Annotated in this window: 21 protein-coding genes; 8 read left to right on the top strand and 13 right to left on the bottom strand. The window is 61.9% G+C overall.

Annotation, left to right across the window (positions count from 1 at the left end):
- Nucleotides 1-11 precede the first annotated feature (11 nt).
- The 3 genes from pstS to JKL46_RS18290 all read right to left on the bottom strand — a co-directional run bounded on the left by pstS (nt 12) and on the right by JKL46_RS18290 (nt 3668).
- Entirely contained in the window at nt 12-1055 is a 1044-nt protein-coding gene (pstS, locus tag JKL46_RS18300) for a phosphate ABC transporter substrate-binding protein PstS (protein WP_201835609.1), read from the bottom strand.
- Between the two features lie 194 nt (nt 1056-1249).
- A complete protein-coding gene (locus JKL46_RS18295) occupies nt 1250-2554 on the bottom strand; it encodes an ATP-binding protein (RefSeq protein ID WP_201835607.1) in 1305 nt (434 codons plus the stop codon).
- Between the two features lie 58 nt (nt 2555-2612).
- Nucleotides 2613-3668, bottom strand: a complete 1056-nt coding sequence (locus JKL46_RS18290) for a lysylphosphatidylglycerol synthase domain-containing protein (protein WP_425493282.1) — start codon at nt 3666-3668, stop codon at nt 2613-2615.
- A gap of 272 nt (nt 3669-3940) precedes the next feature.
- On the opposite strand from JKL46_RS18290, the gene JKL46_RS18285 reads away from it, so the two are divergent.
- Both JKL46_RS18285 and cobU read left to right on the top strand, forming a co-directional pair.
- The gene (locus JKL46_RS18285) at nt 3941-5332 is read left to right on the top strand and encodes a PAS domain-containing protein (RefSeq protein WP_201835597.1); all 1392 of its coding nucleotides are present in this window, start codon (nt 3941-3943) and stop codon (nt 5330-5332) included.
- 6 nt (nt 5333-5338) lie between these two features.
- Nucleotides 5339-5884, top strand: coding sequence for a bifunctional adenosylcobinamide kinase/adenosylcobinamide-phosphate guanylyltransferase (cobU, locus tag JKL46_RS18280; protein WP_201835589.1), 546 nt, complete (start codon nt 5339-5341; stop codon nt 5882-5884).
- Nucleotides 5885-5896: 12 nt separating this feature from the next.
- Here the strand turns inward: cobU and JKL46_RS18275 are convergent, their stop codons facing one another.
- Complete coding sequence (locus tag JKL46_RS18275) at nt 5897-6751, bottom strand: ABC transporter substrate-binding protein (RefSeq protein ID WP_201835588.1); 855 nt, start codon at nt 6749-6751, stop codon at nt 5897-5899.
- Between the two features lie 555 nt (nt 6752-7306).
- Here JKL46_RS18275 and JKL46_RS18270 point away from each other — a divergent pair.
- Entirely contained in the window at nt 7307-8278 is a 972-nt protein-coding gene (locus JKL46_RS18270) for a transglycosylase SLT domain-containing protein (RefSeq protein ID WP_201835586.1), read from the top strand.
- On the opposite strand, the gene JKL46_RS18265 is transcribed toward JKL46_RS18270, so the two are convergent.
- Together JKL46_RS18265 and JKL46_RS18260 are read right to left on the bottom strand one after the other, a co-directional pair.
- Complete coding sequence (locus JKL46_RS18265) at nt 8230-9543, bottom strand: MFS transporter (protein ID WP_201835581.1); 1314 nt, start codon at nt 9541-9543, stop codon at nt 8230-8232. The genes JKL46_RS18270 and JKL46_RS18265 overlap by 49 nt on opposite strands.
- 137 nt (nt 9544-9680) lie before the next feature.
- Nucleotides 9681-9911 (bottom strand): hypothetical protein, encoded by a 231-nt coding sequence (locus tag JKL46_RS18260; protein WP_201835579.1) that lies wholly within the window; start codon nt 9909-9911, stop codon nt 9681-9683.
- A gap of 188 nt (nt 9912-10099) precedes the next feature.
- Between JKL46_RS18260 and ggt the strand changes: the two genes are divergently transcribed.
- The 3 genes from ggt (at nt 10100) to JKL46_RS18245 (ending at nt 14093) form a co-directional block, all read left to right on the top strand.
- Nucleotides 10100-11854 (top strand): gamma-glutamyltransferase, encoded by a 1755-nt coding sequence (ggt, locus tag JKL46_RS18255; RefSeq protein ID WP_201835577.1) that lies wholly within the window; start codon nt 10100-10102, stop codon nt 11852-11854.
- Between the two features lie 58 nt (nt 11855-11912).
- Nucleotides 11913-12818 (top strand): dTDP-4-dehydrorhamnose reductase, encoded by a 906-nt coding sequence (gene rfbD / locus JKL46_RS18250; protein WP_201835575.1) that lies wholly within the window; start codon nt 11913-11915, stop codon nt 12816-12818.
- A gap of 84 nt (nt 12819-12902) precedes the next feature.
- Nucleotides 12903-14093, top strand: coding sequence for an O-succinylhomoserine sulfhydrylase (locus tag JKL46_RS18245; protein WP_201835574.1), 1191 nt, complete (start codon nt 12903-12905; stop codon nt 14091-14093).
- 16 nt (nt 14094-14109) lie between these two features.
- On the opposite strand, the gene JKL46_RS18240 is transcribed toward JKL46_RS18245, so the two are convergent.
- From JKL46_RS18240 to JKL46_RS18225, 4 genes are all read right to left on the bottom strand, one after another.
- Nucleotides 14110-14487 (bottom strand): hypothetical protein, encoded by a 378-nt coding sequence (locus JKL46_RS18240; RefSeq protein WP_201835572.1) that lies wholly within the window; start codon nt 14485-14487, stop codon nt 14110-14112.
- Nucleotides 14488-14713: 226 nt separating this feature from the next.
- A complete protein-coding gene (locus JKL46_RS18235) occupies nt 14714-16462 on the bottom strand; it encodes a TRAP transporter large permease (protein ID WP_201835570.1) in 1749 nt (582 codons plus the stop codon).
- Nucleotides 16459-17127 (bottom strand): TRAP transporter small permease subunit, encoded by a 669-nt coding sequence (locus JKL46_RS18230; protein ID WP_201835568.1) that lies wholly within the window; start codon nt 17125-17127, stop codon nt 16459-16461. Before JKL46_RS18230 ends, JKL46_RS18235 begins: the two co-directional genes overlap by 4 nt.
- Nucleotides 17128-17215: 88 nt before the next feature.
- Nucleotides 17216-18361 carry a TRAP transporter substrate-binding protein gene (locus JKL46_RS18225; RefSeq protein ID WP_201835566.1) on the bottom strand — a complete coding sequence of 382 codons (1146 nt, stop codon included), beginning with the start codon at nt 18359-18361 and terminating at the stop codon, nt 17216-17218.
- Between the two features lie 400 nt (nt 18362-18761).
- On the opposite strand from JKL46_RS18225, the gene JKL46_RS18220 reads away from it, so the two are divergent.
- Nucleotides 18762-18902: a hypothetical protein gene (locus JKL46_RS18220; protein WP_201835564.1), complete on the top strand. Its 141-nt coding sequence runs from the start codon at nt 18762-18764 to the stop codon at nt 18900-18902.
- 140 nt (nt 18903-19042) lie between these two features.
- Here the strand turns inward: JKL46_RS18220 and JKL46_RS36345 are convergent, their stop codons facing one another.
- Nucleotides 19043-22762 carry a hypothetical protein gene (locus JKL46_RS36345; protein ID WP_201835562.1) on the bottom strand — a complete coding sequence of 1240 codons (3720 nt, stop codon included), beginning with the start codon at nt 22760-22762 and terminating at the stop codon, nt 19043-19045.
- 476 nt (nt 22763-23238) lie between these two features.
- Here JKL46_RS36345 and JKL46_RS18210 point away from each other — a divergent pair, with 476 nt between their 5' ends.
- Nucleotides 23239-23649 carry a hypothetical protein gene (locus tag JKL46_RS18210; protein WP_201835560.1) on the top strand — a complete coding sequence of 137 codons (411 nt, stop codon included), beginning with the start codon at nt 23239-23241 and terminating at the stop codon, nt 23647-23649.
- A 40-nt stretch (nt 23650-23689) separates the two neighbouring features.
- Here the strand turns inward: JKL46_RS18210 and JKL46_RS36595 are convergent, their stop codons facing one another.
- Both JKL46_RS36595 and JKL46_RS18200 read right to left on the bottom strand, forming a co-directional pair.
- On the bottom strand, nt 23690-24613 hold the full coding sequence (locus tag JKL46_RS36595; protein ID WP_201835558.1) for a M10 family metallopeptidase C-terminal domain-containing protein: 924 nt from the start codon (nt 24611-24613) through the stop codon (nt 23690-23692).
- A gap of 51 nt (nt 24614-24664) precedes the next feature.
- Nucleotides 24665-26671 (bottom strand): TonB-dependent hemoglobin/transferrin/lactoferrin family receptor, encoded by a 2007-nt coding sequence (locus tag JKL46_RS18200; RefSeq protein WP_201835556.1) that lies wholly within the window; start codon nt 26669-26671, stop codon nt 24665-24667.
- Nucleotides 26672-26699 lie beyond the last annotated feature (28 nt).

The following is a 26699-nucleotide window of genomic DNA, read 5'->3' as shown; positions in this document are numbered from 1 at the left end:
TCGAGATCAGATTACTGCGTGAAGACGGCCTGGCCCGAGGCGTTCTTGATCTCGCTCTTCCAGGTCGCGCGCACCTGATCCTTCAGCGGGGTCGGGAGCGGCACGTAGTCGAGCTCGACGGCCATCTTGTCGCCGTTCTTGAAGGACCAGTCGAAGAACTTCAGGGCCTCGGCCACCTGCTCGGGCTTCTCGGGATTCTTGGGAACCAGGATGAAGGTCGGTGCGGTGATCGGCCAGGCTTCGTCGCCGGGCTGGTTGGTCAGCGAGATGCCGTAGCCGGGCGCCGACTTCCAGTCGGCATTGGCGGCGGCAGCCTGGAAAGTCTTGGCTTCCGGCGACACGAACTTGCCGTTCTTGTTCTGAAGCTGGGCGAAGGGAATGCTGTTCTGCTTGGCGTAGGCGTATTCCACATAGCCGATGGAGTTCGGAACCTGCTTCACGAGAGCGGCGACGCCCTCGTTGCCCTTGCCGCCCTGGCCGACGGGCCACTGGACGGAGGCGCCGGCGCCGGGGCCGCTCTTCCAGCCTTCGGAAACCTGCGACAGGTAGGTGGTGAACACGCTGGTCGTGCCCGATCCGTCGGAGCGGTAGACCGGGGTGATCGCGGAATTGGGAAGCGTCACACCCTGATTGATCTGGGCGATCTTGGCATCGTTCCACTTGGCGATCTTGCCGTTGAAGATGTCGGCCAGAACCTCGCCCGTCAGCTTGAGCTGGCCGGCGGCAACGCCCTGGACGTTGTAGACGGCGACCACACCGCCCATGACGGCCGGGAACTGGACGAAGCCGTCCTTCTGAAGCTCCTCGCCCTTCAGCGGAGCATCGGTCGCACCGAAATCGACCGTCTTGGCGCGGATCTGGCGGATGCCGCCGCTGGAGCCGATGGACTGATAGTTCATGCGGTTCCCGGTCTCCTTGTTATAGGCCTCGGCCCATTTGGCATAGATCGGGAACGGGAAGGTTGCGCCTGCGCCGGTGATGTCGGCTGCAGATGCCGTGGTCGTCAGGCTCGCGACGGCAAGGCCGGCCGCAATGGCGTAGGACATGATCTTCACGGTAAGTCTCCTGTTCATGCAAGCGCGACAGGCAGCTCGAAAAGCCAGGGGCCGTGTCTCGCGATGGGACAGCTAGGCCCGACGGATGTCTCCTCTACGACAGTTGGATGACAATTACATGACACCCCGGATGGATCCCTTCAGGCGCTTGAATTCCCTCGTCTCACATGCCTGTGAACGCTCTTCAGCCGGGTTCAGCGACCGGCGCCGGCCTCAGGGAACGTGACCGTGAACCGGGCTCCCTGCCCCGGCTCGCTGGCGATGTCGAAATGGCCGCGGTGGCGGTTGACGATGTGCTTGACGATGGCAAGGCCAAGGCCGGTCCCGCCCTTGTCGCGACTCTGGACCACATCGACCCGGTAGAACCGCTCGGTCAGGCGCGGCAGGTGCTCAGGGGCGATGCCGGGGCCGTAATCCTGCACGGAGAAGGCCACCCGCCCCCCGGCGGACGTGTCGATACGAGACACCTCCACATCGACCTTCCCGCCGCTCTCGCCGTACTTGACCGCATTCTCGATCAGGTTCTCGGCAATGCGAAGAAGCTCGTCCCGGTCGCCCAGGATGAGCATGGGCTTCTCAGGCAACGCCGCCTTGATGACAACCCCCCTCTCCTTCGCGAGCGGCGAGAGGGTCTCGACCATCTGGGCGGCGATGGTGGCGAGGTCGACGGTCTGCGTCGGCGACAGATGAACCCGCATCTCGATGCGCGAGAGGGAGAGGAGGTCGTCGATCAGGCGCTTCATGCGCTGCGCCTGCCCCTTCATGATGTCGAGGAAGCGCTCCCGCGCCCTGGCATCGTCGCGGGCCGGGCCCTGCAGGGTCTCGATGAAGCCGAGCAGCGACGCCAGCGGGGTGCGCAGCTCATGGCTCGCATTGGCGACGAAGTCGGCCCGCATGGCCTCGAGCCGGCGGGCCGAGGTGAGGTCCCGGAAGAACAGCACGACGCCGGCCTGTACATCGGCACGATGGGCTGCGTCGGCCTGGAGGGGACCGATATGGACCTCGAAGGTCCGCTCGGTCGGGATCCGCTCGGAATACTCGACCTTCAGCGGTTCGCCCGTATCGAGGACCTCCTGGATGCCATCGAGCACATCCGGGCTGCGCAAGGCGAATGACAGAGGGTGCCCGGTCTTCAGCCCGGCCAGCAGGACATGGGCAGCCTTGTTGGCTTCGAGCACCACCGCTCGCGGACCGACCAGGATGACCGGGTCCGGGATCTGGGCCAGCACCGCCTCGGCGAGGCTGGGGCGGGGAGATGACTTCGGCTGCGTAGCCATCCCTGGTCCGAGGCCGAGGCTGCGCCTGGGTCCGGCGACGAGGAAGCCTGCGAGAACGGCAAAAACGGCCCAGAACAGGAGCCAGGCATCGCCGTAGCCCCTCGCCAAGGCGACGGCGACCAGCACGAAGCCGGTCACGACCGCGCCGCGCCAGGCGGCATCCCGCACAGGGCTGATGCTCTGCCGGCCGGAATCCGGCGTGAGGTCGTCGGGGTCGCTCATGAAGATGATGCGGGTTGGAGGGATTGCCGGCCCTGTTTAGGGCACGCGCCGGCAGGTGTCATCTGCCGCCAAGCTCCGCCTCGGCCGGGACGTCGCTCTCGTCGGGCTTGAAAGCGAGCCGGGCGGCCCTGATGCGGTTGCGGATCTCGTAGGCTCCCAGGATCGCAAGGGCGATCACGAAGGGGACGAGATAATAGCAGAGGCGGTAGAGCAGCAGCGCGCCCAGGACCGGTTCGCGGGGATAGTTCGAAAGGGCGAGCAGGATGGTGGCCTCGAAGACCCCGAGCCCGCCGGGGGCATGGCTCGCCACCCCGAGCATGACGGCGAAGATATAGACCGCAAGGAAGGTCTCGAAGCCGAGATTGTGCCCGCCGGGCAAGAGCACGAAGAGAACGCCCGCGCCCGCGCAGACATCGCCTGCGCCGATCAGGATCTGGGCGAGCGAGAGACGAAAGCCCGGCAGTTCCAGCTTCCAGCCCTGGATCTTCACGGCCCGACGCTTGATCGAGACCCAGACCATGTAGCCGATGACGAAGACGGCGGCGCCGAGACCCAGCAGCTGGTTCATCCAGATATGGGTATAGACGAGGCTCGCGAGCTCGTCGGCCATCCTGATCAGGCTCCAGGCGAGCACCAGGGCCATGCCGAGCCAGAAGGTCACCCCGGCGATCACGGTCAGGCTCGCCACCCGACCCGGGCTCACCCCCTTCGGGGCGTAGATCCAGTAGCGCACGGTTCCGGCGGTCAGGAGAGGGAAGCCGAGCGTGAAGCTCACCGCATAGCTCGTGAAGGACGCCAGGGCGGTCGTGCGATAGGGGATCTGCAGCTTGAGCTGTCGTAGCGCGATGGCGTCGTAACATGTCAGCAGGCTGTAACTGATGGCGGTCAAGAGCACCGCGAGGCCGATCTGGCGTGAGCTCGCCGCAGTGAAAGCGGATTTCAGTTCGTTGACATCGATTTCCGATACGATGTGCCAGAGAACTACCAGAGACGCGCCGAACAGAATGATGCTCGCCGCCATCCCGATCCACGCGAAGCGACGGGAGCGCCGCTCCTTGGGATGAAGCGCTTCGGCAGAAGACATCTCCGGCGGAGAGGCCGGCTGGGAACTCATATCATTCATGAAAACTGTCAATCAGCCTCAGCCTGAAAAGGTCGCGTCGAGGGTCGAGGGCTGCCCTGCATCTATGCGCTGGCGGGACGAAGCGCCAGAGCCGCCGGCCTTTTAATGGTTTCGCAAGGCTGGCGCTACTCTTTCGCGCCGGAAACCCGCTGCATCGAACCGATGTGGGTTGTCAGCCTCGAAAAAGGCCTACAACAATGCTCTCATCGAGCGACGAGACTTGGCCGCATATCTGGCCGCATATGCGGACCCGGGGGTTTTGAGTGGATTTCAAGGAAACGGAAACGCAATTCGCTGTCCTGGCGGAGTCTCTGCCCCAACTCGTGTGGTCTTCCCGTCCCGATGGATCCGTCGATTACGTCAATCGCCGGTGGCGCGAGTTCACCGGGCTCCAGCCCGAGCAATCCATGGGAGATGGCTGGCAGAGCGTGGTCTACCCCGACGATCTTCCCGAAGTTCTGCAACATTGGCGCCACTCGCTCGATACCGGCGAGCCCTATGAAAGGGAATATCGGATCCGAAACGCCGAAGGGCGCTATGAATGGTTCCTCAGCCGGGCGATTCCGATCCAGGATCTGACCGGCCACATCGCGCGCTGGTTCGGCACCAGCACCAACATTCATGACCAGAAAAGAGCCGAGGAAGCCGTTCGTCTGCTCGAGAGCCAATACCGGCTCGCACTTGAAGCCGCAGATCTCGGGACTTGGCAGATCGACCTGGACAAGAATCTGATCACCTGGGACGAGGGCACGTGCTCGCTCTATCACCTTCCGCACAACGGGCTATACAGCCTTACACTCGAAGAAGCCTGGGCAATGATCCATCCGGATGACCGCGAGGGCGTGAAGGCACGCATCGCCGCCGCGGCGGATCCGAATGCCAGTAGCGAATACGACAGCGAGTACCGCGCCATCCTGCCGGACGGAAAGCTCCGCTGGTTCCGCTCGCACGGGCAGACGCTCTATTCGGATGACGGCGGCACCCGGCGCGCGATCAGCCTCTACGGCGTCGTTAGCGACATCACGGAGCGGCATGGCCTGGAGGAGGCACAGAAGCTTCTTACGCGGGAGCTCAACCACCGTGTGAAGAACCTGTTCGCCATCGCCAACGGGATGGTCTCCATGACCGCCCGCACGGCCAAGGATCCCAAGGATATGGCGAATGCCCTGCGCGGGCGGCTCAGCGCGCTCTCACGGGCACATGAGCTCGTCCAGCCCGTCTCGACGAATGCTCCAGGCAACGGCGCTGAGGTCGAACTCGCACGGCTGATCGAGGCTGTCCTCGAACCCTATCGGCAAGCCGGCGAGAATACGATAGCGATCGAGGGACCCGCCGTGACTGTCGGCTCCAACACAACCACGAGCCTTGCGCTGGTCCTGCATGAATTGGCGACCAATGCCGCCAAATATGGCTGTCTGTCCTGCCCGGAAGGGGCGCTCACGATCCGCTGGACGATGCAGGACGGCAATGTCGACCTGCTTTGGATCGAGAGCGGCGGCCCCCCCATCGAGAGCCCTCCAACCTTCGAGGGCTTCGGCACGCAGCTGACCCAGAGAAGCATCACGGGACAGCTCGGCGGCACCCTCGACCGCGAATGGCTGCCGGAGGGTCTGCGCGTCCGCATGATCCTGCCGCTCGACCGGCTGACGGCCTGACCGATCATGACGACCTACCGCCGTGTCCTAGTGCTGGGGGGAGCGCGCTCCGGAAAAAGCCGCCTTGCCCTCCAGCTCGCCGAGAGCACGTCGGCCGAGCGCACCTACATCGCGACGGCGCAGGCTTTCGATGATGAGATGCGCGAGCGCATTTCTCTTCATCGTCGGGAGCGCGATACCTCCTGGCAGACGTTCGATGCACCCTTGGAACTTTCCGCCGCAATTCGCGACCTGACCGTCCCGGGAAAAGCCGTTCTGGTCGATTGCCTGACGCTCTGGCTCTCCAATATCGTCATGGCCAAGCGCGACTCTGAGCAGGAAGGGGATCGCTTGGTTCGATCGATCCGGGAGGCACGAGGGCCTCTCATCCTGGTCTCGAACGAAGTCGGCCAGGGCATCGTGCCCCCGACCCCTCTCGGGCGGAGCTTTCGGGACGCGCAGGGTCGCCTGAATCAGCGGGTTGCGGAGGCTTGCGAAGCGGTCGTCTTCGTGGCGGCCGGCTGCCCGATCCTGCTCAAGCCCGCCCCTGCCCTGCAGCTGCGGCTGGAATGACCGGACTTTCCCTCATCGTACCTTGGCGATGACCTCAGCCCTCAAAGCATCGATTGCCTCGGGCGTCGACGGCCCGCCGCAAATCGTGAGCCGGCCGGAGAGTGCCAAGCGGCGCTCCGGCGGCACCGCATCCGCGAGTGCCGGATGAGCAAACAAAGCGGTCCCGTTGTCGCGAACCTCGGCGGAGCCGGCATCGACGAGCAGAAAGTCGGGCGGCGCCACGACAATCGTCTCCAGGCGAACAGCGCCGCCCGTCGGCAATCCAAGGGCCTCCTGATGGAGAGAGAAGCCCATATGGGTCAAGACTTCATTGAGTGGCGAATGGGCGGCGGCAACCCAGCCACCGCGCTCGTAGACCAGAATGCTCCGTTTGCCCGGGACGATCCCTCGCGCTCGCGCCAAAGCCGCTTCGATCTGGGCGATCAGAGCCTCTCCCCGTTCCGACTGTCCCAATCGGTGAGCCAGGCTGCGGATCTGCGTGCGCCCGTCCTCAAGGCTTGACCAAGATCCCAGGTCAAGGACGTCCAAACCCTGGCGCCTGAGAAGGGCCGCCTGCTCTTGCTGGCCATAGGTGCCGGCGAGGACGAGATCGGGTCTTTCAAACAGCAATGTCTCGGCACCGCCGTCGTTCTGAGGAACGCTGGCCGCTTCGGCCGCCATGAAGGAGAGAGATGGATCGCGGGCGAGCCGGCTCAGGGAAGCGATCTGGGAGCGATCCGCGAGGGCAAGCAGCAGTTGATCGGTGCAGAGATTGAGCGACGCGACCCGCCGCGGCACGGGCTGAGCCTGGACTGCGCCTGCAACCAGCAGCGCCGTGCCCGTCAGAAGAAGCCCCTCCGCCAGGCGGCGGCGACTGCTCCGCAGCATTGCGCCTGTCCCCCCGCTTTTCCACCGAGCCGCGCAGTCCGTCATGAGACCTCCTTTGCCCGGCGTCAACCGCTTCAGCTCTGCAGTATTACGATAGGTCAAACAAGGACAAAAAAGACTACCTGGGACAGATAATCGTATTACTTGTCCTGCGTCATCTCGTCCCTCGGTCAAATTGGCTCAAACGAAAGACTTGGCTACCGTTAATCGGCCCGTTTGAGCCGAAACCTCTATGATTGAGGGGTAGCAAAAGGTCGCAGATCGGAACAAATTCGAAATTATACCGCCACGCTGACCCATTCTAGACATATGAGGTCATCACAGTTTTGCCCTCGAACGAAGAACCCGCACACCTGCCTCGGCGGCGAAGCGGCATATCCTGGGGGCCTTACCCGCATGCAAATTGCACTGACAGCGTCCGCGGACGCATGCCAGCCGACGACCATTTGCCTCGAGCCATCGAGGAAAAGGAGATATTCCTTCCGTTGGGCGTCTCGGCGCTGCTCGCCTCTGCAGGGAGGCAGGACTCTGCTGAATCTGACGAAGTGCTTCGGCTTGGGCGCCTGCCTTACCCTCGCCGTCAGCGCCACGTCGGACGCCCAGGCAACCTCGTCGTCCGAGCCGCTTCAGCTGCCTCCCATCACGATCGTCGCCGATCCCGGGTCAGCCGATACGACGGCCACGGAGTCGATCACTCCGGCGGATCCTCTTGAGACCGTCATGCCCGTCGAGGCTGTCGAGATCACGCATGCCGATCTGCAGCGACAGATCATCCTTTCTCTTCCCCTCACGGAGGTCCCTGCCGACCGCCGCGCGGATGAGGAGCCGGTCTCGCGGGAACTGACCGAATACATGGAATTCGAGGAGATGCGTGTTCCGGTCTGGATCGTCGACACGATCATGCGCGCCTCCAAGCTGACCGGCGCCGATCCGGTCTACATGATGGCATTGGCGGACAAGGAATCGAGCTTCCTGCCCGGCAACAAGGCCTCGACCTCCTCCGCCGTCGGCCTGTTCCAGTTCATTTCGAGCACCTGGCTCGAAGCCGTGCGCTCCTTTGGGCCGATGCATGGCCTTATCGCGGAGGCGGAGTCGATCGAAGGCGCCGGCGCCAAGATCGCCGTCGAGAACGAGGCGATGCGCGAGCATATTCTCGGTCTTCGCCGCAATCCTTACATCTCGTCCCTGATGGCCGCCGAGATGATGAAGCGCGACAAGACGAAGATCGAGGGCAAGCTCGGGCGCAAGCTCAGCCGCTCCGAGTTCTACCTGTCCCACTTCTTCGGTGTCGACAGCGCGAGCAAGTTCATCGCGCTCGTGGACGACACGCCTAAGAAGAGCGCCCGCGACGCCTTCCCGGCGGCTGCGAAGTCAAACAAATCCCTGTTCTTCACCAAGGACGGCAAGAAGACCCGCCAGCTCAGCGTCGCCGAGGTCTATGACAAGATCGACGACATGATCGACAAGCGGCTCAACCGCTACGAGGCCGTATCAGCGCGGGCCACGGCGGACGCCTCGACCTTCTGACCGGACGGCTCTGCCTCGGGCTCATCGGCTGAGGGAGAAACTTCGGACTCCGCGCGCGGCGACAACGTGGCGGAAGCCGAACTGGTTGGTGCAATATCCGCAAAGCCGCCCTTGGCCGGTGTGCGCTGCACACGCATGATCCGCATGACGATGAAGGCAACGAGCCCCAGCGACGCCAGCGCGGAATAAATGAAGAGACCCTGTGGCCCGATCAGCTGCATCGCGCCCGCGCCGAACAGAGGCCCGACGGTCACACCGGCGGCCCAGGAAAACAGAAGCGTGCCGACGGTCGACACGATCTGTCCCGGTTCCACGATATCGCAGGCATGGGCCACGCAGACGGAATAGATGCACAAGGCAAGACCGCCCCAGATCGCGAAGGACCACAGGACCAGGAGGCTCGCTCCCTGCGCACTCGCCCAGAGAATGAGGAGCGAGACCAAGCTCGTGCCGGCAGCGAGGCCTGCGATCACGTAGCGCCGGTCCGCCCGATCGGAGAGCCAGCCGAGCGGCCATTGCATCGCGAGGCTGCCGGCCTGGAGCGCGAACAGCAGAGCCGCGGCCTGATCCTGACTCAAGCCGATGCTGATGCCGAAGACCGGCGTGATGGCGACCACGGGGCCGTTGACCAGACCGACGACGAAGGCTCCCACGACCGCGGAGGGTGCCGTCGCAAAGAGCTTCCGAACCTCGATCCGTACGCCTTGCGGCGCCGGCGGCTCCTTCGTCGTCGTCGCCGCGATCGGCAGAAGCGAGAGCGTGATCAGCGCACTCACCATCATGAACAGACCGTCCGTTCGAATGTCGCCGAAGCTGATGCCGAGCGGCGACAGCATCAGAGCGACCTTGGTGCAGATCATGTAGATCGACAGGATGCGCCCGCGATGGCTGGATGTGGCGCGGGCACTGATCCAGCCGTCCGTCACCGTGAAGATGCAGGCCAGCGTGACGCCCGTCAGACCGCGCAGGAGGATCCAGGCAAGCGTCGAATGGGCTTGCGTCATCACGAGGATTAAAACGGAAACCACGGCCGCGAGGCTCGCGAAGGCCCGGATGTAGCCGACATGCCGGATGAAACTCGGAGCCAGGAAGCAGCCGGTCGAGAAGCCGAGCCCGTAGGCGGCGGCGACCACGCCGATGGAGGCGACGGAAATGCCCTCCGCCTGCATGCGTAGAGGCATCAAAGCCTGCAGCAATCCATTGCCGGCCTGAAGCAGCGTGGTTGCGGCCGTGATGGTCCAGATGAGGGCGAGGGAGGAATTCACGATCGAATCGGTGAGGTGAAACGGCAGGCGAGAATATCAGCCAGATAGAAAGCAGGTGCCGCTCAAGATCAAGGGTCGATCCGGCCCGTGCGAATTTTCTTTAGTCGGGTCACGCATGCGGGGAGATCGGCCGGGCGCTAACCGCCCGACCGGTCCTTCTGGAAGGTCGCAAAGAGATAGAACCCGTTGAATCTGACGCTTTCCATGGCCGCCTTCCGGTCGAATCCAAGCGGGGCATCCGCCCCGTCGAGCCGGCCGCCGAACTCCCAATTCGGCTCCACGACGAAAGCAGGAACCGACCTTTGCTCCGGAACGGCGCAAACCAGCCCATCCGGTTGAGTACTCCGGAACAGATTATATGAATACATGTCCTGCTCCATCGCTCGCCTTACGAATCGCACCATGCGGGAAAAGAGTGACAGGAGTGTGATATTGCAGCGCAACAAAATCAGAATTTCTTCTCACCCGTCCCTCGATCAATGTGGCGCGAAGGGATAGTCTTTTGATAGGCTCTTCCAAAATAACCAGTCGAACGACAATGAGGGAGCCTATCAGCATGATCACGCAGAGCGCTCTTCGCCGGAGTTTTTGGAGCCTCGGACTTCTTGCCGGCATTTCCCTTTCTACCGCAGTTCTCGCCCAGGCCGTCGCTCCGGCACCTGAGGCTTCCACGGGCCGCACGGCCAAATCCGCCGGCTCTGCAACGAAGGACATGGTCGCAGCGGCCAATCCGCTGGCGGCCCAGGCCGGTCGGGAGATTCTAGCCACCGGAGGCAGCGCCGTCGATGCGGCGGTTGCCGTTCAGCTGGTTCTGAATCTCGTCGAGCCGCAGAGTTCGGGCATCGGCGGCGGTGCCTTCATGGTGTTCTGGGACGGAACGACCATGACGACGCTCGATGGCCGTGAAATGGCACCTGCCGCCGCAAAGCCGGAACGTTTCCTTGGCCCTGACGGCAAGCCGATGAAATTCTACGATGCCGTGGTCGGAGGCCGCTCGGTCGGCGTGCCCGGCACGCTGCGCCTCCTCGAGGCGGCGCACAGGAACTGGGGCAAGCTCTCCTGGCCGCAGGTGATCGAACCGGCCGCCCGCCTCGCGGAGGAAGGTTTTACGATCTCCCCGCGTCTCAACGGGCTTCTGACCCAGGAGAAGTTCCTGCAGAACGATCCGGTCGCCCGCGCCTATTTCTACGAGGCCGACGGCAAACCGAAGGCCGTCGGCACCGTTCTCAAGAACCCGGCCTTCGCCAAAACCCTGCGCATCATCGCCGATAAGGGCGCGGACGCCTTCTATACCGGCGAGATCGCCCAGGACATCGTGGCGACCGTTACCGGTCATCCGACCAATCCGGGCGACATGACCCTGGAGGATCTCAAGGCCTACAAGGTCCAGGAGCGGGACGCGGTCTGCGGCGGCTACCGGGTCTACCGCATCTGCGGCATGGGTCCGCCGAGCTCCGGCCAAGTCGCCGTGCAGCAGATCATGGGCGTGCTCGAAACGCAGAATATGGCCTCCATGAAGCCCGGCCCCGATGCGGTCCACTGGATCGCAGAAGCGGGCCGCCTCGCCTATGCCGACCGGGCGCTCTTCCTCGCCGACCCCGCCTTCGTGAACGTGCCGGTGAAAGGCCTGACCGATCCGGGCTACATCAAGAGCCGCGCCGCGCTGGTCGATCCCAACAAGTCCATGGGCAAGGCGAAGCCCGGCGATCCGCCCTTCCAGAAGACCTTCCTCTGGGGACCGTCTCAAGGGATCGAGTTCGGCACGAGCCACATGTCCATCGTGGATCGCAACGGCAATGCCGTGTCGATGACGACCACCATCGAGGATGGGTTCGGGGCGCGCCTGATGACGAAGAGCGGCTTTCTGCTCAACAACGAGCTGACCGACTTCTCCTTCGCCACGACGGAGGACGACAAGCCCATCGCCAACCGCGTCGAGGCCGGCAAGCGCCCGCGCTCGTCCATGGCGCCGACCATCGTGCTCGACGGCAGCGGCAAGCTCTATGCGGTGGTGGGCTCGCCGGGCGGCAGCCTGATCATCAACTACGTCGCCAAGACCCTGGTCGGCATTCTCGACTGGCAGCTCGATCCGCAAGTCGCCGCCGATCTCCCCAATGTGGGAAGCCGCAACGGCCCGACGGAGCTGGAAGCAGGAACCGAAGCCGAAGCCTGGAAAGCCGGCCTCGAGGCGAAGGGCCATGAGGTCAAGCTGATCGAACAGAATTCCGGCATCCATGCTATCGTCGTCACGCCGGCAGGCCTCATCGGCGGCGCCGACAGCCGCCGCGAAGGCGTCGCCATCGGCAATTGACGGAATTCGAAGCGGCCCCGTCGGGGCCGCTTCACGTTGAAGAGGGTTTTGGGTCTCCATGCGTATCATCGTCGTCGGCAAGGAAGGTCAGGTCGCGCGGGCTCTGGCGGAGCGTGCGCGGGCCCATGGTGCACAGGCCGTTCTGGTCGGCCGCCCGAAGCTGGATCTCGCCGACCCTTCCGGCATCGAGGACGCCTTGATCGAAACCGGCGGCGATGTGATCGTGAATGCCGCCGCCTATACGGCGGTGGATCAGGCCGAGTCCGATCCAGAGCTTGCCGAGGCGATCAACGGCATCGGAGCCGGCGCGCTCGCCGGTGCGGCGGCTGCGATGAACGTGCCGATCGTTCACCTTTCCACCGACTACGTCTTCGACGGCACCGCCGACCGCCCCTACCGGGAGGACGATCCGGTCTCTCCGCTTGGAGTCTATGGCGCCTCGAAGCTTCTGGGCGAGGAAGCCGTGGCGGCCGAGGCGGAGAATTACGCCATTCTTCGCACGGCCTGGGTCTACAGCCCCTTCGGCAAGAACTTCGTGAAGACGATGCTGCGTCTTGCCGGCGAGCGTGACGAGCTCGGCGTGGTGGCCGATCAGTTCGGTTCGCCGACGAGCGCCCTCGACATCGCCGACGGCGTCATCGCGGTCAGCCGTAACCTGCTCGAGCGACCGGACGACGGGAGCCTGCGCGGATTGTTCCACATGACGGGAACGGGTTTCACCAGCTGGGCCGATTTTGCCGCCGAGGTCTTTGCCCTCTCCGCGAAGTTCGGCGGCCCCTCCGCGAAGGTCCGCCCCATCGCCTCCGTCGACTATCCGACCCCAGCGAAGCGCCCGGCCAATTCCAGGCTCGACTGCACCAAGCTGAAGGATGTGCACGGAGTCGTGCTTCCGCCCTGGCGCCAGTCCCTTGAGCCTTGCGTGAAGCGTCTCCTCCAGGAGACGAGGAAAGAAGTCGCCCGATGAAGGGCAGCGCGCAGAAGAACCTGGGCGGCTTTCCGCGAAAAGAAGACGATTGTTCTTTTTAAAGAACGATCATAGGATCGGCTCATGACCTCGCCGAAAAAAGACGATCACCACATCGAAACCCGCCTCGTTCACGAGGGGCATGACCGAACGCCACACGGCGAAACGGCGGAAGCCCTCTTCCTGACTCAGGGCTTCGTCTATGAGAGTGCCGAGAGCGCCGAACGGCGCTTCCTGAACGAGGAGCCGGGCTACAGCTACAGCCGGTATTCCAACCCCACCATCGATGCCTTCGAGCAGCGCATGGCGGCGTTCGAAGGCGCCGAAGCGGCGCGTGCGACGGCGAGCGGCATGGCCGCCGTCACGGCCGCCATGGTCAGCCAGGTTCAGGCCGGCGACCACGTGGTGGCGGCACGGGCGCTGTTCGGCTCATGCCGATGGGTCGTGGAGGACCTCCTGCCCCGCTTCGGGGTCGGCTGCACCCTGGTCGATGGGAAGAACCTGGATCAATGGCGCGCCGCCGTGCGACCGGAGACGAAAGCGTTCTTTCTCGAAACGCCGACCAATCCGGGCCTCGAGATCGTCGACATCGCCGCCGTCGCCGACATTGCCCATCGGGCCGGCGCAACGCTGACCGTCGACAATGTCTTCGCGACACCGCTTTTCCAGAAGCCCCTCGCGCTCGGTGCCGATTGCGTCGTGTATTCCGCCACCAAGCACATCGACGGCCAGGGACGATGTCTCGGCGGCGTGATCCTGGGCTCGACGGAGTTCATCGAGACGAAGGTTCAGCAGTTCCTGCGCATGACCGGACCGTCGATCTCGCCGTTCAACGCCTGGGTCCTGCTGAAGGGGCTGGAGACTCTGCCCCTGCGGGTGGAGCGGCAGACGGCGACGGCCGGCTATCTCGCGGATGCTCTTTACGGTCACCAGAAGCTGCAGCGCCTGACTTACCCTGGACGCCCAGACCATCCGCAGGCGGATCTGATCAGGCGGCAGATGAGCGGCGCCTCGACGATGATCGCCCTCGAGGTAAAGGGCGGCAAGGCAGAGACCTTCCGCTTCCTGAACGCTCTCCGATTGATCCGGATCTCGAACAACTTGGGCGATGCGAAAAGCCTCGTGACCCATCCGTCGACGACGACCCATCAGCGCTTTGCGCCGGAATTGCGCGAAGAGATGGGGATCTCAGACGGACTCGTGCGCCTATCCGTCGGACTGGAGCATCGGGACGACCTGCTGGCGGATCTCACCAACGCGCTCGATCGGATCTGATGCGTTCAGCCTGCCGCTACTGAGGCGGCTGAGCGGGCGCAGTCGGCGGCCTCGCGCTCGTCCCCTGCTGCGATTGCATCCGGTCGAACAGGCGCAGGGCGGAATCGACACAGGATTGAGTCGACTCCCGATTGCCGCAGACCACGCGCAGCTGCGTGTCGCCGCTGCGCAGGAAGAACCGCGCTCCACGCTCCCACCGGCTGGATTCGTCCCTGTCCTCACGCGTCATGGGCATCATAGGACCGCGCCGTTGATCCCGGTCGCGATCCCACCCGTCGCGCCTCTCGCGCCAGCCGCCGCGATCGAAGTCATCACGATCCCGCGAGGATTCCTGCGCCCACGCGCCTGTCGCAAGAACCGCAAGCCCTGCGGCGAGAAGAAGAGCTTTTCGCATCTGGATCTCCCATCGAAGAAGCTCGAAGAGGAAGCGCAATTGTCTCTCTATCCCTTCGAGGCGCCTTGGCGTTCGTGCGCCATGACGCACGAGGGTGAACAGGTCACGGGGCCCCTGGTTCCGGCCATGGCGGCCGGAGCATCGTCTTATCTCGCTCCGGGCCTATACTGATCAGGCACGAGCCCATCGACGGGCGCGAAACGTACACGACAGGCTTGGCCGTCCCTCAGCCACCGTAAAGGTAGTTCGGAAGCCACAGCGTCATTCCGGGCCAGAGATACATGATGATCATGCAGATGATGACGATCAGCATGTACGGCATCATGCCGGCGAAGATCTGGCTCAGCGTGACATGTGGCGGCGAGACGCCCTTGAGATAATAGGCCGACATCGCCACGGGAGGCGACAGGAAGGCCGCTTGAAGGTTCACGAAGACGAGGACGCCCCAGAGGACCGGATCGATGCTGAAGTGTTTCAGCAACGGCAGGAAGATCGGCACGAAGATGATGATGATCTCGGTCCATTCGAGCGGCCAGCCGAGGATGAAGATGATCGCTTGCGAGAGGATCATGAACTGCACAGGCGACAGATCGAGAGACAGCACCCAGCGCTCGACCAGGGCCTGTCCGCCAAGGATCGCGAAGACGGCCGAGAACAATGCCGAGCCGACGAAAAGCCAGCACACCATGGCCGTGGTCTTGGCCGTGAGAAAAACCGCTTCCTTGGTGCGCTTCCAGTTGAGAGTTCGGGCCTGAAATGCAAGCAGGAAGGCGCCAGCCGCACCGACCGCCGCGGATTCCGTCGCTGTCGTCACCCCGAACAGGATCACGCCAAGCACGATGACCGTGAGGACCGCCAGCGGCATGACGGACGACGAGAGGAGTTTTACGACCTCGAGGCGCTCGGCGTTCATTTTCCGATAGTACCGGAACAGCATCAGCGCGGTGACGACAGCGATGACGCCGAAGACGATGTAGAAGGTGGTCGAGGGCCCCGCCTCGGTAGGCGCCGCCGGCGCTGCGCTGACCGTCGGCGAGCCGAGTTGTTCCAGTTCGGCGGGGACCTCCTCGGCGGTTGCCTGAGGATGGATGACCACATACCACCACAGAAGCCAGAGAGTGCCCGCTGACAATGCAAGGGGGATCAAGGCAGCGCCGAAATTCTTGACCAGGGCCCAATAATTCAGCTGCCCATCCTCGGTCCTGATCGCTCTCGCCTTGAAGGGAGACAACAGGGCCTTGCCAAGTCCGACCAGCATGTTGCTTGAATAGGCTGCCTGGAACTCCCGCATCCAAGCCGGCACGGGGACCCTTGTCTGCTCCTCCGGCAGAGGCGGAGCGATCTTCGGATTGATCATCGCCCAGCCGACGATGTAAACGAGATAAAGGAAGGCGAGAAAAAAGCCAGGAAACATCGCTGCCGCATAGAGCTTGACGACGGATTGCCCGGCGACCGCCGCGTAGACGATGATCATGACGGAGGGCGGAATCAGGATGCCGAGCGTTCCGCCTGCGGTGATGACGCCGGAGGAGAGTTTTACGTCATAGCCGGCGCGCAGCATCGGATTGAAGGCGATCACGCCCATCAGGACCACGACCGCACCAACGAGACCGCTGGCAATCCCCCAGAACGTGCAGACAATCAGCGTCGCGACGGCAAGCGATGCGGGTACGCGCCGGAACGAAAGCTGGATGCTGTAGAACATCTTGTCCACCAGCGCCCCGCGCTCCATCACGTATCCCATGAGCACGAACAGGGGAATCGAGATGAGAACATCGTTGGTCATCGCCCCATAGGTGCGTTGAACCATCAGATCGAAGACCCTGTTGTCGAGCCAGTGCTGCGCCGGATCGTAGAAGGCGTAGAAGCCGAAAAATATGCCGAGCCCCATCAGGGTGAAGGCGGTCGGAAAGCCCATCATGATCACAACCACGATGAGCATCAGCATCAGGAGTCCCAGCGCCGGATCGCTCATGTCTGCAAGTCTCCCCCCATCCCACGCTGGCGTGCCGCTTCATCGATTTGTTGTGCACGCGCAATCGCGGCCTTGCGCGTTTCCTCATCCACATACTCGCTGTGAGCGAGTTGCTCCTCCACGACATCGATCTCCGCGACGTCCTTGAGGCGGCTCGGCCATGCGCCCGTCTTGAGACAGACGATGCAGCGCAGGATCTCGCTCAATCCCTGCAGCATCACCAGAATGCCGGCGATCGGGATGATCGTCTTGAAGTGATAGATCGGTGGCCCATTCGCCGTTACCGTGGAATGCTCACCGATACGCCATGACAACGCCGCGTAATCGTAGCCCGCGTAGATGAGGGCCATGATCCCCGGCAGGAAAAAGACGACGTACAGGATAAGGTCGAAGGTGGCCTGCGTTCGCGGCCGCATCGAGCTGTAGAGAAAGTCACCACGGACATGAGCATCCTGCGCCAGAGCATAGGCCCCGGCGAGCATGAACAACGTGCCATAGAGCATGTTGCTGGCGTCGAAGATCCACGCCGTCGGCATGTTCATCAAGTAGCGCTTGAACACCTCGACGCAGATCAGGACCATCAGCCCGATGATGAGCCACGCCGCGGCCTTGCCGACCCAGGTGCTGATACCGTCGACCGTATGCAGAAGTTTTTGAACGTTCATGCGAAGAAGCCGGCTGGCAAAGGGTTATCTGACCAGGCAAAGCGCCATTCGGATTTTCCGAACGACGCCTTGCCGCTTCAGCGGAGCATCAGATCTTCTTTGCCGCCGCGTTCGCTCCGAAATAGTGATCGAACGCCATGCGGCGGTTGACGACGGTGTCCTGCTCCCATCGCGTCGCCCGCTGAGCGAACTCGATCTGCGATTGCAGAATTTCCTTGAACAGAGGATTTTCCCCTGCCTTCTTCTTCACGACTTCGTCATAGACTTCGAGCTGCTTCTTCAGGATTGCGTCCGGAGTCTTATAGAACTTCACATTATCCTTCGCCTGAAGCTCCGTGTAATCCTTGGAGTAACGGTCGATCGCCTTCCAAGCCATGTCTTGCGAGGCCGCCTCGACGGCGTTGGTGATGATCGCCTTCATCTTGCCCGGAAGCGCGTCGTACTTGGTCTTGTTGAACAGGATCTCGAATTGCTCCGCGTTCTGATGAAAGCTCTGGAGCATGCAGATCTTGGACACGTCGGCGAAGCCCAAAGCCCGATCGGACGACGCGTTGTTGAACTCGGCAGCCTCGAGCAGACCGCGATCCAGGGCGGAGACGATTTCACCACCCGGCAGGGCGTTGACCGCGGCGCCGAGGCCGGTGAACACGTCGATCGAAATGCCGACGGTTCGGAACTTCAGGCCATTGAAATCCTCGAGCTTGGCCATCGGCTTCTTGAACCAGCCGAGCGGCTGCGTCGGCATCGGCCCATAAAGGAAGGAAACGACATTGGCGCCGATCGAGGAGTAAAGCTTTTCGAGCAGCTCCTTGCCGCCGCCGTATTTGTGCCAGGCGAGCAGCATGTTGGCGTCCATCCCGAAGCCCGGACCTGACCCCCAGAGCGCCAGGGCCGGCTGCTTGCCGTAGTGATAGGCGCTCACGCCATGGCCGCCGTCGAGCGTGCCTTTGGAGACGGCGTCGAGCAGGCCGAAGGCGGGCACGACGGCGCCCGCCGGCAGCACCTCGATCGTGAGCTCGCCACCGGTCATGTCGTTGACTTTTTTGGAGAAGTCGATCGCGAATTCGTGAAAGATATCCTTAGCAGGCCAAGTACTCTGCCAACGCATGTTGATAGGGCCTTGCGCCCTGACAACATTCGGGGCGGCAACGGTCGCGGCAGCTGTAATGGCCGCGCCGCCCAGGAACTTACGACGCGAAGTCTTCTCCCCAAGAGGGGACTTTCCTTTGGTCATTATCTTTCCTCCCGAAATTACGGGCTCTTATGGCCCGTTTAAGTAACGTACAGATAATCGTCTAAATAAGCTAACATGTTAAGCTAGGCTTTAGTTTGGGATTGTCTAGCGGGAAGACAGATTTGCCGTTGAGCATGGCCGCCTCTCACTGGCTCTTGGATCTGCGGCCGCGTTTCCGATCGCTCCTGCTCTACAAGTGTCGGGTTAGATCGATAGGGGTCATCCCGAGATCCGCTTGAGGCTCCTTTGACTCCCGTCCACATAGAAACTATATAACACATGAGAACGACGGGAGTTCGAGAATACGACGCCTCCACATCTTTGCCCTCGGTACTCGGACTGGCACGGAACCCTCCCTTCGCCTCCACGTTGGCCTCCCATTCAGCCGAAGGAGACCATCATGAAATGCCAGTTCTGCCAGCAGGATATCGAGAACCCCTGCCACAATACGCAGGAGATGGAGCAGCGCGCGGAAAACCACGTGGAGCGCTGCGAGGATGCCCTTCATGACCGGCAGGACTCGGAGCGGAACGACGGCTGAAGCCGTTCCCAGCAAAGTCGAAACGGCTCCATTCTCGCATCTCGCTTCGCCGCGCTTCTTAGCAGCGAACTTATCGTCTTTTCCCGACGACACCGGATGCGGCGCAGGCTTCATCGCCTGCGCCGCATTCTCGATTCGGATCAGAGCACGAACCACGCCTTTTGCAGGTCCATCGCTCCTTTGAGCTTGATCACGCCTTCGGCGGCCTTGTCGCTGTCGGTGTTGAGATAGATGAACGTCTCCTTGCTCGTCTTCTCGTAGCGGACCTGCCCCGCCTTGGTGAAGGCGTTCTTGCCGATGAAGCTGAAAGCCTGATCGCCCTGTTTCTTGACGTCGGCATCGATCGCCTTGAGGTCGATCTTGTCGCCGCCCCTGCCGGAGAAGTCGGTGATATAGTCGGCCGTTCCCTTGCTCGTTCCGGTATCCTTGGTGCCGAAGGCGAACACGTCCTTGCCGGCACCGCCCGTCAGCGTGTCTTGACCGCCTCCGCCGATGATCCGGTCGTTGCCGGTTCCGCCATCGACCTTGTCCTTGCCGCCGCCCGCGTTGAGAACGTCGTTTCCTCCGCCGCCCGCGAGCGTATCCGCATTCGCGCCTCCGGACACGGTGTCGCCGCCGGCGGTGCCGGTTGTGCTCTCCTTGTCCACATCCTTGAGAACGACGGTCAGGGTCTGGTCGACCACCTTGCCGAACTGGTCCTTGGCCCGCACCGCGATGGTGTGGGTCGTCGCCTGCTCATAGTCGAGCAGGAGGCCGTTCTTCACGGTGATCTTGCCGCTGGAATCGATCTGGAAGCGTCCGCCGGCATCATTGACCAGCTCGAATCCATGCACGCTGAGCGCGTCAGGATTGGCCACGGAGAGCGTGCCCACCGTCTCGCCCACCTTGCTGTTCTCGAAAACCATTCCCCCAGTGAGATTGACCGCAGAGCCGTGGTTGATCACCTCGGCGACGTTCAACAGCGTGCCGTTGAAATTGAAGAACTCGACATCGATGACGGTATCCGTCCCGTCGCCTCCGCCGCGCTGGTCGACGATCGTCAGCTCGGTGCCCGAATGGATCACGTGATAGCTCGACCGGCCGGCGCTGAAGATCGCGGTGTCGCCACCGGCGCCACCATTGAGTGTGTCGTTGCCGCCGCGGCCCATGAGCGTATCGTTGCCGGCATCACCACGCAGGAGGTTGCTCATACTGTCGCCGGAGATCGTATCGGCATTCTCGGTCCCCCGAATTCGCTCGATAGCCCTCAGCGTGTCGGTGAAGCCTCTATAGGTCGCTATTCCCGTGCTGAGATCGACATTCACGCCGCTCGTCGACTGCGCCGCCCTCGCTTCAGCCCGATAGTCGATCTCGTTGACGCCCAGAGATCCATCGAAGGTGTCGTTGCCCTCGTATCCGATGAACCGCTGTACTCCCGCGCTGTCGCCGCCGATGAATTTGTCGGCCTCTTCGGTTCCGCGAACGGCGTCGATGCTGGTGAAGGTATCGGTGCCGGCATCACCGAGCTTCCGGACCGTTCCGGACCTCGACGTCGAGCCGAATGTCACTTCGATTCCCGAGATGCCTTTCTTGTAGTAGCTGATCTCGTTCCAATGGTTCTGGTTGGGATCGTCGTCTTCGCCCTCAAGACCGCCATGGATCGTGTCGTCGCCTTTGCTTCCCTCGAACCAATCCTCTTCTCCAGCGCCACCGATCCCGCCGATGAGAAGGTCGTTGCCCGATCCTCCGTCTAGGGTGTCGTTGCCGACACCGCCATCGAGCGTGTCGTTGCCGGCATCTCCTTTAAGCGTATCACTGCCGTCACCGCCGCTGATATCGTCGTTGTCCGCGCCGCCTTCGAGAGTGTCGTTGCCGACGCCGCCATCGAGCGTGTCGTTGCCGGCGTCGCCGTTAAGCGTGTCATTGCCGGTATCGCCGATGAGAAGGTCGTTGCCATCCCCACCATCGAGGGTATCGAAGCCCGCACCGCCATCGAGCGTATCGTTGCCATCCTTGCCTCTGAGAGTATCGTTGCCCGCATCGCCTCGCAGGCGGTTGTGGAGCCCATTGCCGGAGATCTGATCGTTGGACTCCGTGCCGCGGATGTTCTCGATAGAGATCAGCGTATCCTCGTCGCCCGTCGCATCGGTGACTTTTCCGGTCCCGAGATCGATGATCATCCCGCTCGTAAGGCCCGCAGCTCTCGCATCGGCGCGATAGTCGATCTCATTGATGCCGTTCGACCCATCGAAGGTGTCGTTGCCGCCATAGCCGATGAAGCGCTGGGTGATTGCATCATCCGCTCCCTCGAAGCTGTCGGCTCCCATCGTCCCTCGAATAAGGTTGATGTCGTAAAAATGGTCCGTTCCGATGATCTCTCCGTCACCGCCCTTCTTCACGACCGTGCCGACACCATAGCGCCCGTCGGAGGCGGCGAATTTAACGACGATGCCCGAGAAAGCCCCTACGTTATAGTTGATCTCGTTCCAGTTTACCGTGCCGTCGTCAGCCTCTTCGACATCGCCACCATAAATGGTGTCGTTGCCCGTGCCGCCGATGAAGACATCTTCATCCTCCGGTTCGCCGATGCCTCCGATGAGGAGGTCGTTTCCGGCCCCGCCGTCCAGAGTGTCCCAGCCGGCGCCACCATTCAGGGTGTCATTGCCGGCATCACCGTATAGCATGTCGTTGCCGGCGCCACCCAGCACGGTATCGTTGCCGTTGCCGCCTTCGAGCCTGTCGTCTCCGCCCCGGCCGTTGAGCTCGTCGTCACCGGCATCCCCACGCAACCTGTTGTTGGCGTTCGTTCCTGCGATGGCATCATTGTTCCGGGTCCCGCGGATCTGCTCGATGCTGATGAGGGTGTCGACATCGCGGTTGGCGCCTTCAACGGTAACCCTTCCCTCCCCGTCCACGTTCGAGAGATCAACGATGATGCCCACCCCTCCGGGAACTTCGGTCGTATCGCTGCGATAATCGACCTCGTCATCGTCGGCGCCGCCATCGAAGGTGTCGTTGCCGGCAAAGCCGCGGAAGCGCTGGAAGCCGGCCGCTCCGGTGAACCTGTCCGCTTGGGCCGTGCCGTAGACCGCCTCGACCCCGGTGAAGATGTCCTGCTCGCCGCCCTTCTCGTCCGACGTGACCTTGCCGACACCTTGGGCGGTGAACGTCACGGTGATCCCCTGGGCGCGGCCATCCGGCCGGTAACTCAGCACGTCGAGATTGCCGTTCGGTCCGCCGCCGCCGTGAATCGTGTCGTTGCCGAAGCCGGCATAGAATTCGTTGTCGCGATTGTCGCCGATCAGGAGATCGTCATGGGCCGTCGCATAGATGCCATTGATGGAGTGCAGGATATCGGTCTCCGCCGGACCGCCCCTGCTCGTGACCTTTCCGATATCGTCATCCGCGTCGCCGTCGACGAGATCGACCGTTATGCCATGCTCACGGTTATCGGCCGAGTAATCGACATAATCGAAAAATTCGGGGCTGTTGTTGCCACCGTAGATCGTGTCGTTGCCGAGACCTGGAAGGAAGATGTTTTCTCCCTCATTGCCGATCACCTCGTCGTCGAGCGAAAAAATGGTCGTGAACACCTGTGTAGAGGTAACGGCGGTTTCGAACCAGAGCTCCTCGAAGTCGTCAACATTCATCGAGACGCCGCTGATCCCGGCTAGCAACGCGTTATCCGCACCAAAAAGCTGGATAGTGTCGATCAGGAAATTGTCGCCCCAGTGAATCCGGACGAAGCGAACTTCCCCGTCGATCGTGAACGGGTAATCCCTGCCATTGCTGCCGTTGTCGACGGGATCGATTTCGATTCCGACCGGAAAAAAGCCGCCGGGAGACAGGCTGACGCCCTCGAATATTTCGTATTTTGCCATGACCGCCCCTCCTTGAAATATTTCTCCCATCGTAGCCGGAGCTACGGTGCGGTGAATACTCAAGTCATATGATCGGCAGGTCGATTTTCTGTGTTTTTACAATTCGTGCCCTTTTAGCAACATAAGTAAAACTAAAGATAATTCAAAAGCTACGAAAATAAATTATCAATATCGTTCGCGCCTAACGCATTGATACGAGAAAACACAGTTTAAACTAAACCAAATTATCATTCGACAGAATATATACTTGGGATATTCCACTCCTCATTTGAGATAGATTAATAGCTAAACAATCTTAAATTTCGTAATCGTCAGATTTTCGATAGGTTTTCTCACTATCAAAATTATAAACATTATAACATATAAATTTCGATATTGTATAAATTGTTGTGATTTTACGCACATCGGTCATTGTAGCCACGGTTGTAATAAAAATCAGAAAATCGACCAGAGAATACTATTTGGAGGGCCTCACCATGACTGCATCTGCACTGAGTTTTAGACTTGCCGTCCTCTTCGTCATCGCCGGCATGGCCATGGGCATCGGCATGGCCATGTCACAGGACCACTCGATCATGCCGGCCCATGCGCATCTGAACCTGCTCGGCTGGGTCTCCCTGTTCCTCTTCGGGATCTATTACGAGCGCCGCCCAGCCCTCGATGCGAGCAGGCTGGCGAAGATCCAGGTCGCCATCTGGTCTATCGGCACCGTCGTGCTCACCATTGCCGTTGCAGCCCTCCATCTCGGCTATATGGCCTTCGATCCGGTGGCCGCGATCGCCTCGCTGACCGTGCTGGCGGCCATGGTGATGTTCGCCTATTTCGTCTTCCGCCCTTCCCGTTACCTCAACCCGACGCCGACGGGCCGCCTGACGCCGGCAGAGTGATCGCGGGTCGGGGCGGCGCACGCCGCCCCTTGTCGCTCCCTCAAAGGACGAAGTAGCTGCGCAGAAGATCGACGGGATCGTCGAGATGGATCGCGAAATCCGCGACCTTGTCTCCGTTGACGTCACCGTAGATGTAGGTGTCGCTGGCTTTCTTCTCGTAGCGCAATTCGCCTGCCTGCCCGCTGAAGGCTTGCGTGCCGATGAACGCAAAGGCCTGATTGCCGCCCTTCAGCGTGTTCGCATCGATCGACGACAGATGGATCTTGTCCTTCTGCGCGGCGGAGAAGTCGAAGATCGTGTCGCGGCCGGACGTCTTGACCGTCGACTCGGCGACCGTCTTGAAGATGAAGCTGTCGGCACCCGCACCTCCCCAGAGATCGTCGGCGCCCACACCGCCCGTCAGGCTGTCGTTGCCGGCATTTCCTTTGATACGGTCGCTGAATCGGGTTCCCGTATAGCTGTCGCTGCCGGAGGACCCGATCAGGTTATGGGCCTCGTCGGCCAGGGCCGCGTTGAGAACGGCTGGATTCGCCTTGCGGGACGTGCTGACGCCACCCATCAGCCCGGACACGAGCGAGTGGAATTCGGTGCCTGCAATGGCGAGGCCCGAAACCTGCACCTGCGCAGAGATGTTGGTGATCCGCCCGGCCGAGTCCTCCGTGAATGCGCCGGAATCCTTGTAGCTGTTGCCGAGCGTGCCGAGCCGCACTGTCGTCAGCGATCCGCTGATCTCGTGTTTACCGAGATCGTAGGCGATGGAGCGGCCGTCGAGCACGATGGTCTTGGTGTTGCGGCCGTTCATGTTGTCGAGCAGGACGATCTGCGTTCCCTTGAACTCTCCCGACCCGCCGAGAATGTAGGGCCAACCCTCGAACGAAAAGTCTTTAAAATAGCTTTTCATATAGCTGTTGAAGCTGACGCCCTTGTTGGAGCTGCTCGCGGTCAATTTGATGGTGATCGTCATGCCTGCCTCCTCATTGCGGCGTGCGTGCCCGCCTGCGGAATAATGTCTTGATCAGAATAATTTGACCGACAGCGATGCCTTGGCATTGAAGCCAGGGCTCGGCTGGCCGTTCAGATATTCGGTGTATTGGCGATTAAAGAGGTTATCGACCACGAGACCCGCCGTGACGCGCTCGTTGACCTGCCATGAGGCGAAGAGGTCGACAACCGTGTAGGGATCGCCGACGAAGCCGAAATCCTCGGCCCCCTCTTTACCGCCGACGAAGGACACGCGCGTGCCGAATTCGAGTTTTCCGTCGAGAGCACGGAACCCGAGAGTGCCGATCAGGCGGTTCGGTGGAACCTTCACGAGTTCCTCGCCGGTGCGGCTGTTCTTGCCCTGAAGGATATGGCCGGAAATGCCGACGAAGTACGAGCCGGCATCATAGATGCCCTCGGCTTCGAAGCCTTCGATCACGCCCTCCGCAATGTTCTGATACTGATAGCCGCCGGGAATTGGGAAACGGACGAAGACCTGCTCGATGTAATCGTCAACCCGGTTGTGAAAGACGCCGAGCTTCATGCGCAGGCGGTCGTCCTCGACAAGAAGATTGTCGAACCGCAGGTTGACGCCGCCTTCGATGTTATGGGCGATCTCGGGCTTCAGGTTGGGATTCGGGAAGAAACGTCCTGCACTGAGCGGCGGGGGATGGAAACCATCGATCAGGGTCTCGGTCAAGGCGGGAGCGCGATAGCCTTCCGCATAGCTGGCATAGAAGGAAACCGGCTGCCAGGGCGTGATCCCGACGGTGATCTTGGGCGAAAGCCTCGTGCCTTCGTTCTCGGTCCCGTCGCCGGTCAGCCGATAGGAATCGAACCGAAGGGCGCCGATGACCTCGAGCCATTCCGAGAACTGGGCGCGGTCCTGCACGAAGGCCCCATAGACGAGCCGCTCGCCGGAGGGGGTGAGCTGATCGCTGCTGCCGATCGGGTCCTTCGTCTCGACATTGTCCTGGAACAGATCGCCGCCATAGGTCAGCTCATGCCGCAGCGGACCAGTCTCGAACCGAGACGTGTTGAAGAGATCGAAACCGACCGTGCCGATGTCGAAGGTTTTCGCGGCACCCGCGATCAGGCCTTCCAGCGTGGTCTGCTCCACGTTGGTGCCGCTGTAATAGACTTTGGCGCTCAGATCCCAGATGGGAGAATCCGGTGTCCAGCGATAGCCCGCCGTAAAGGTGTCTGCGACGGCGCGCGTTCGGTAGAGGGTCGACAGGCCGTTCTCGAATTCGTTCCCGATCCGCAGCGCGGACAGAGTCACTTCCTGGTCGGAGCCGGGACGGATGCTCGTCTTGATGAGGCCTGAGAGCAGATCCTGAGCCGTGAAGTCGACAATCGATCCATCGCCGGAACGATAGTCTCCGGCCGAGCGCCAGGTGGCCGCGCCCAGAATATCGAACGTCTCGCTTGGACGCGCCGCCACGGCGCCATGGAGAAGGGGCGAGGTGCCATTCGTTTCGAATGTGCCCTTCAGCCTGCCGCCCACATGCGTGCCGTCGGGAAGAATGTCCCCGGCATCGATGGTCGTGAAGCTGACGACGCCGCCGATGGCACCCGATCCATAGATCGACGAGGCTGGACCGCGGGTCACGTCGACCGATTTCATCATTTCGGGATCGAAGTAAAAGGTGCCCTTCGCGGAATGACCCTCCCGCTGAAAATTCTGGCGTGCACCGTCGACGAGGACATTGACACGACCGAAATCCTGCAAGCCGCGGACATTGACGCCCACGCCCGGATCGCCCGGCGCCGTCTGGGTCGTCACGCTGGGGATCAGGTTGAGAATGTCGGCGGTGCTGTTGGGCTGCACCTGTGTCTCGATCCGATCGCGGTCGATGACGCTCGATGGCGACAGGGAATCGTAGACGCGCTCGCCGGCCTTCGTCGCAGTGACCGTGATGGCATCGAGATCGATAGCCGTTTCGTCGCCGGCGTCCTGGGCCTCGACCGGCGCTGCAAGAGAAATCAGGCTGGTGGCAGCGACGGCAATTCCAAGGCGGCTGGGGCGAGACCGGGACACGTACGATGACCTTGAACAGGAAGCATGA

The sequence above is a fragment of the Microvirga zambiensis WSM3693 genome, assembly GCF_016735695.1.
In the GTDB taxonomy this organism is placed as follows: Bacteria; Pseudomonadota; Alphaproteobacteria; order Rhizobiales; family Beijerinckiaceae; genus Microvirga; species Microvirga zambiensis.
The sequence above is the reverse complement of the archived record's forward strand: the minus strand, read 5'-3'. Positions and strand labels throughout refer to the sequence as shown.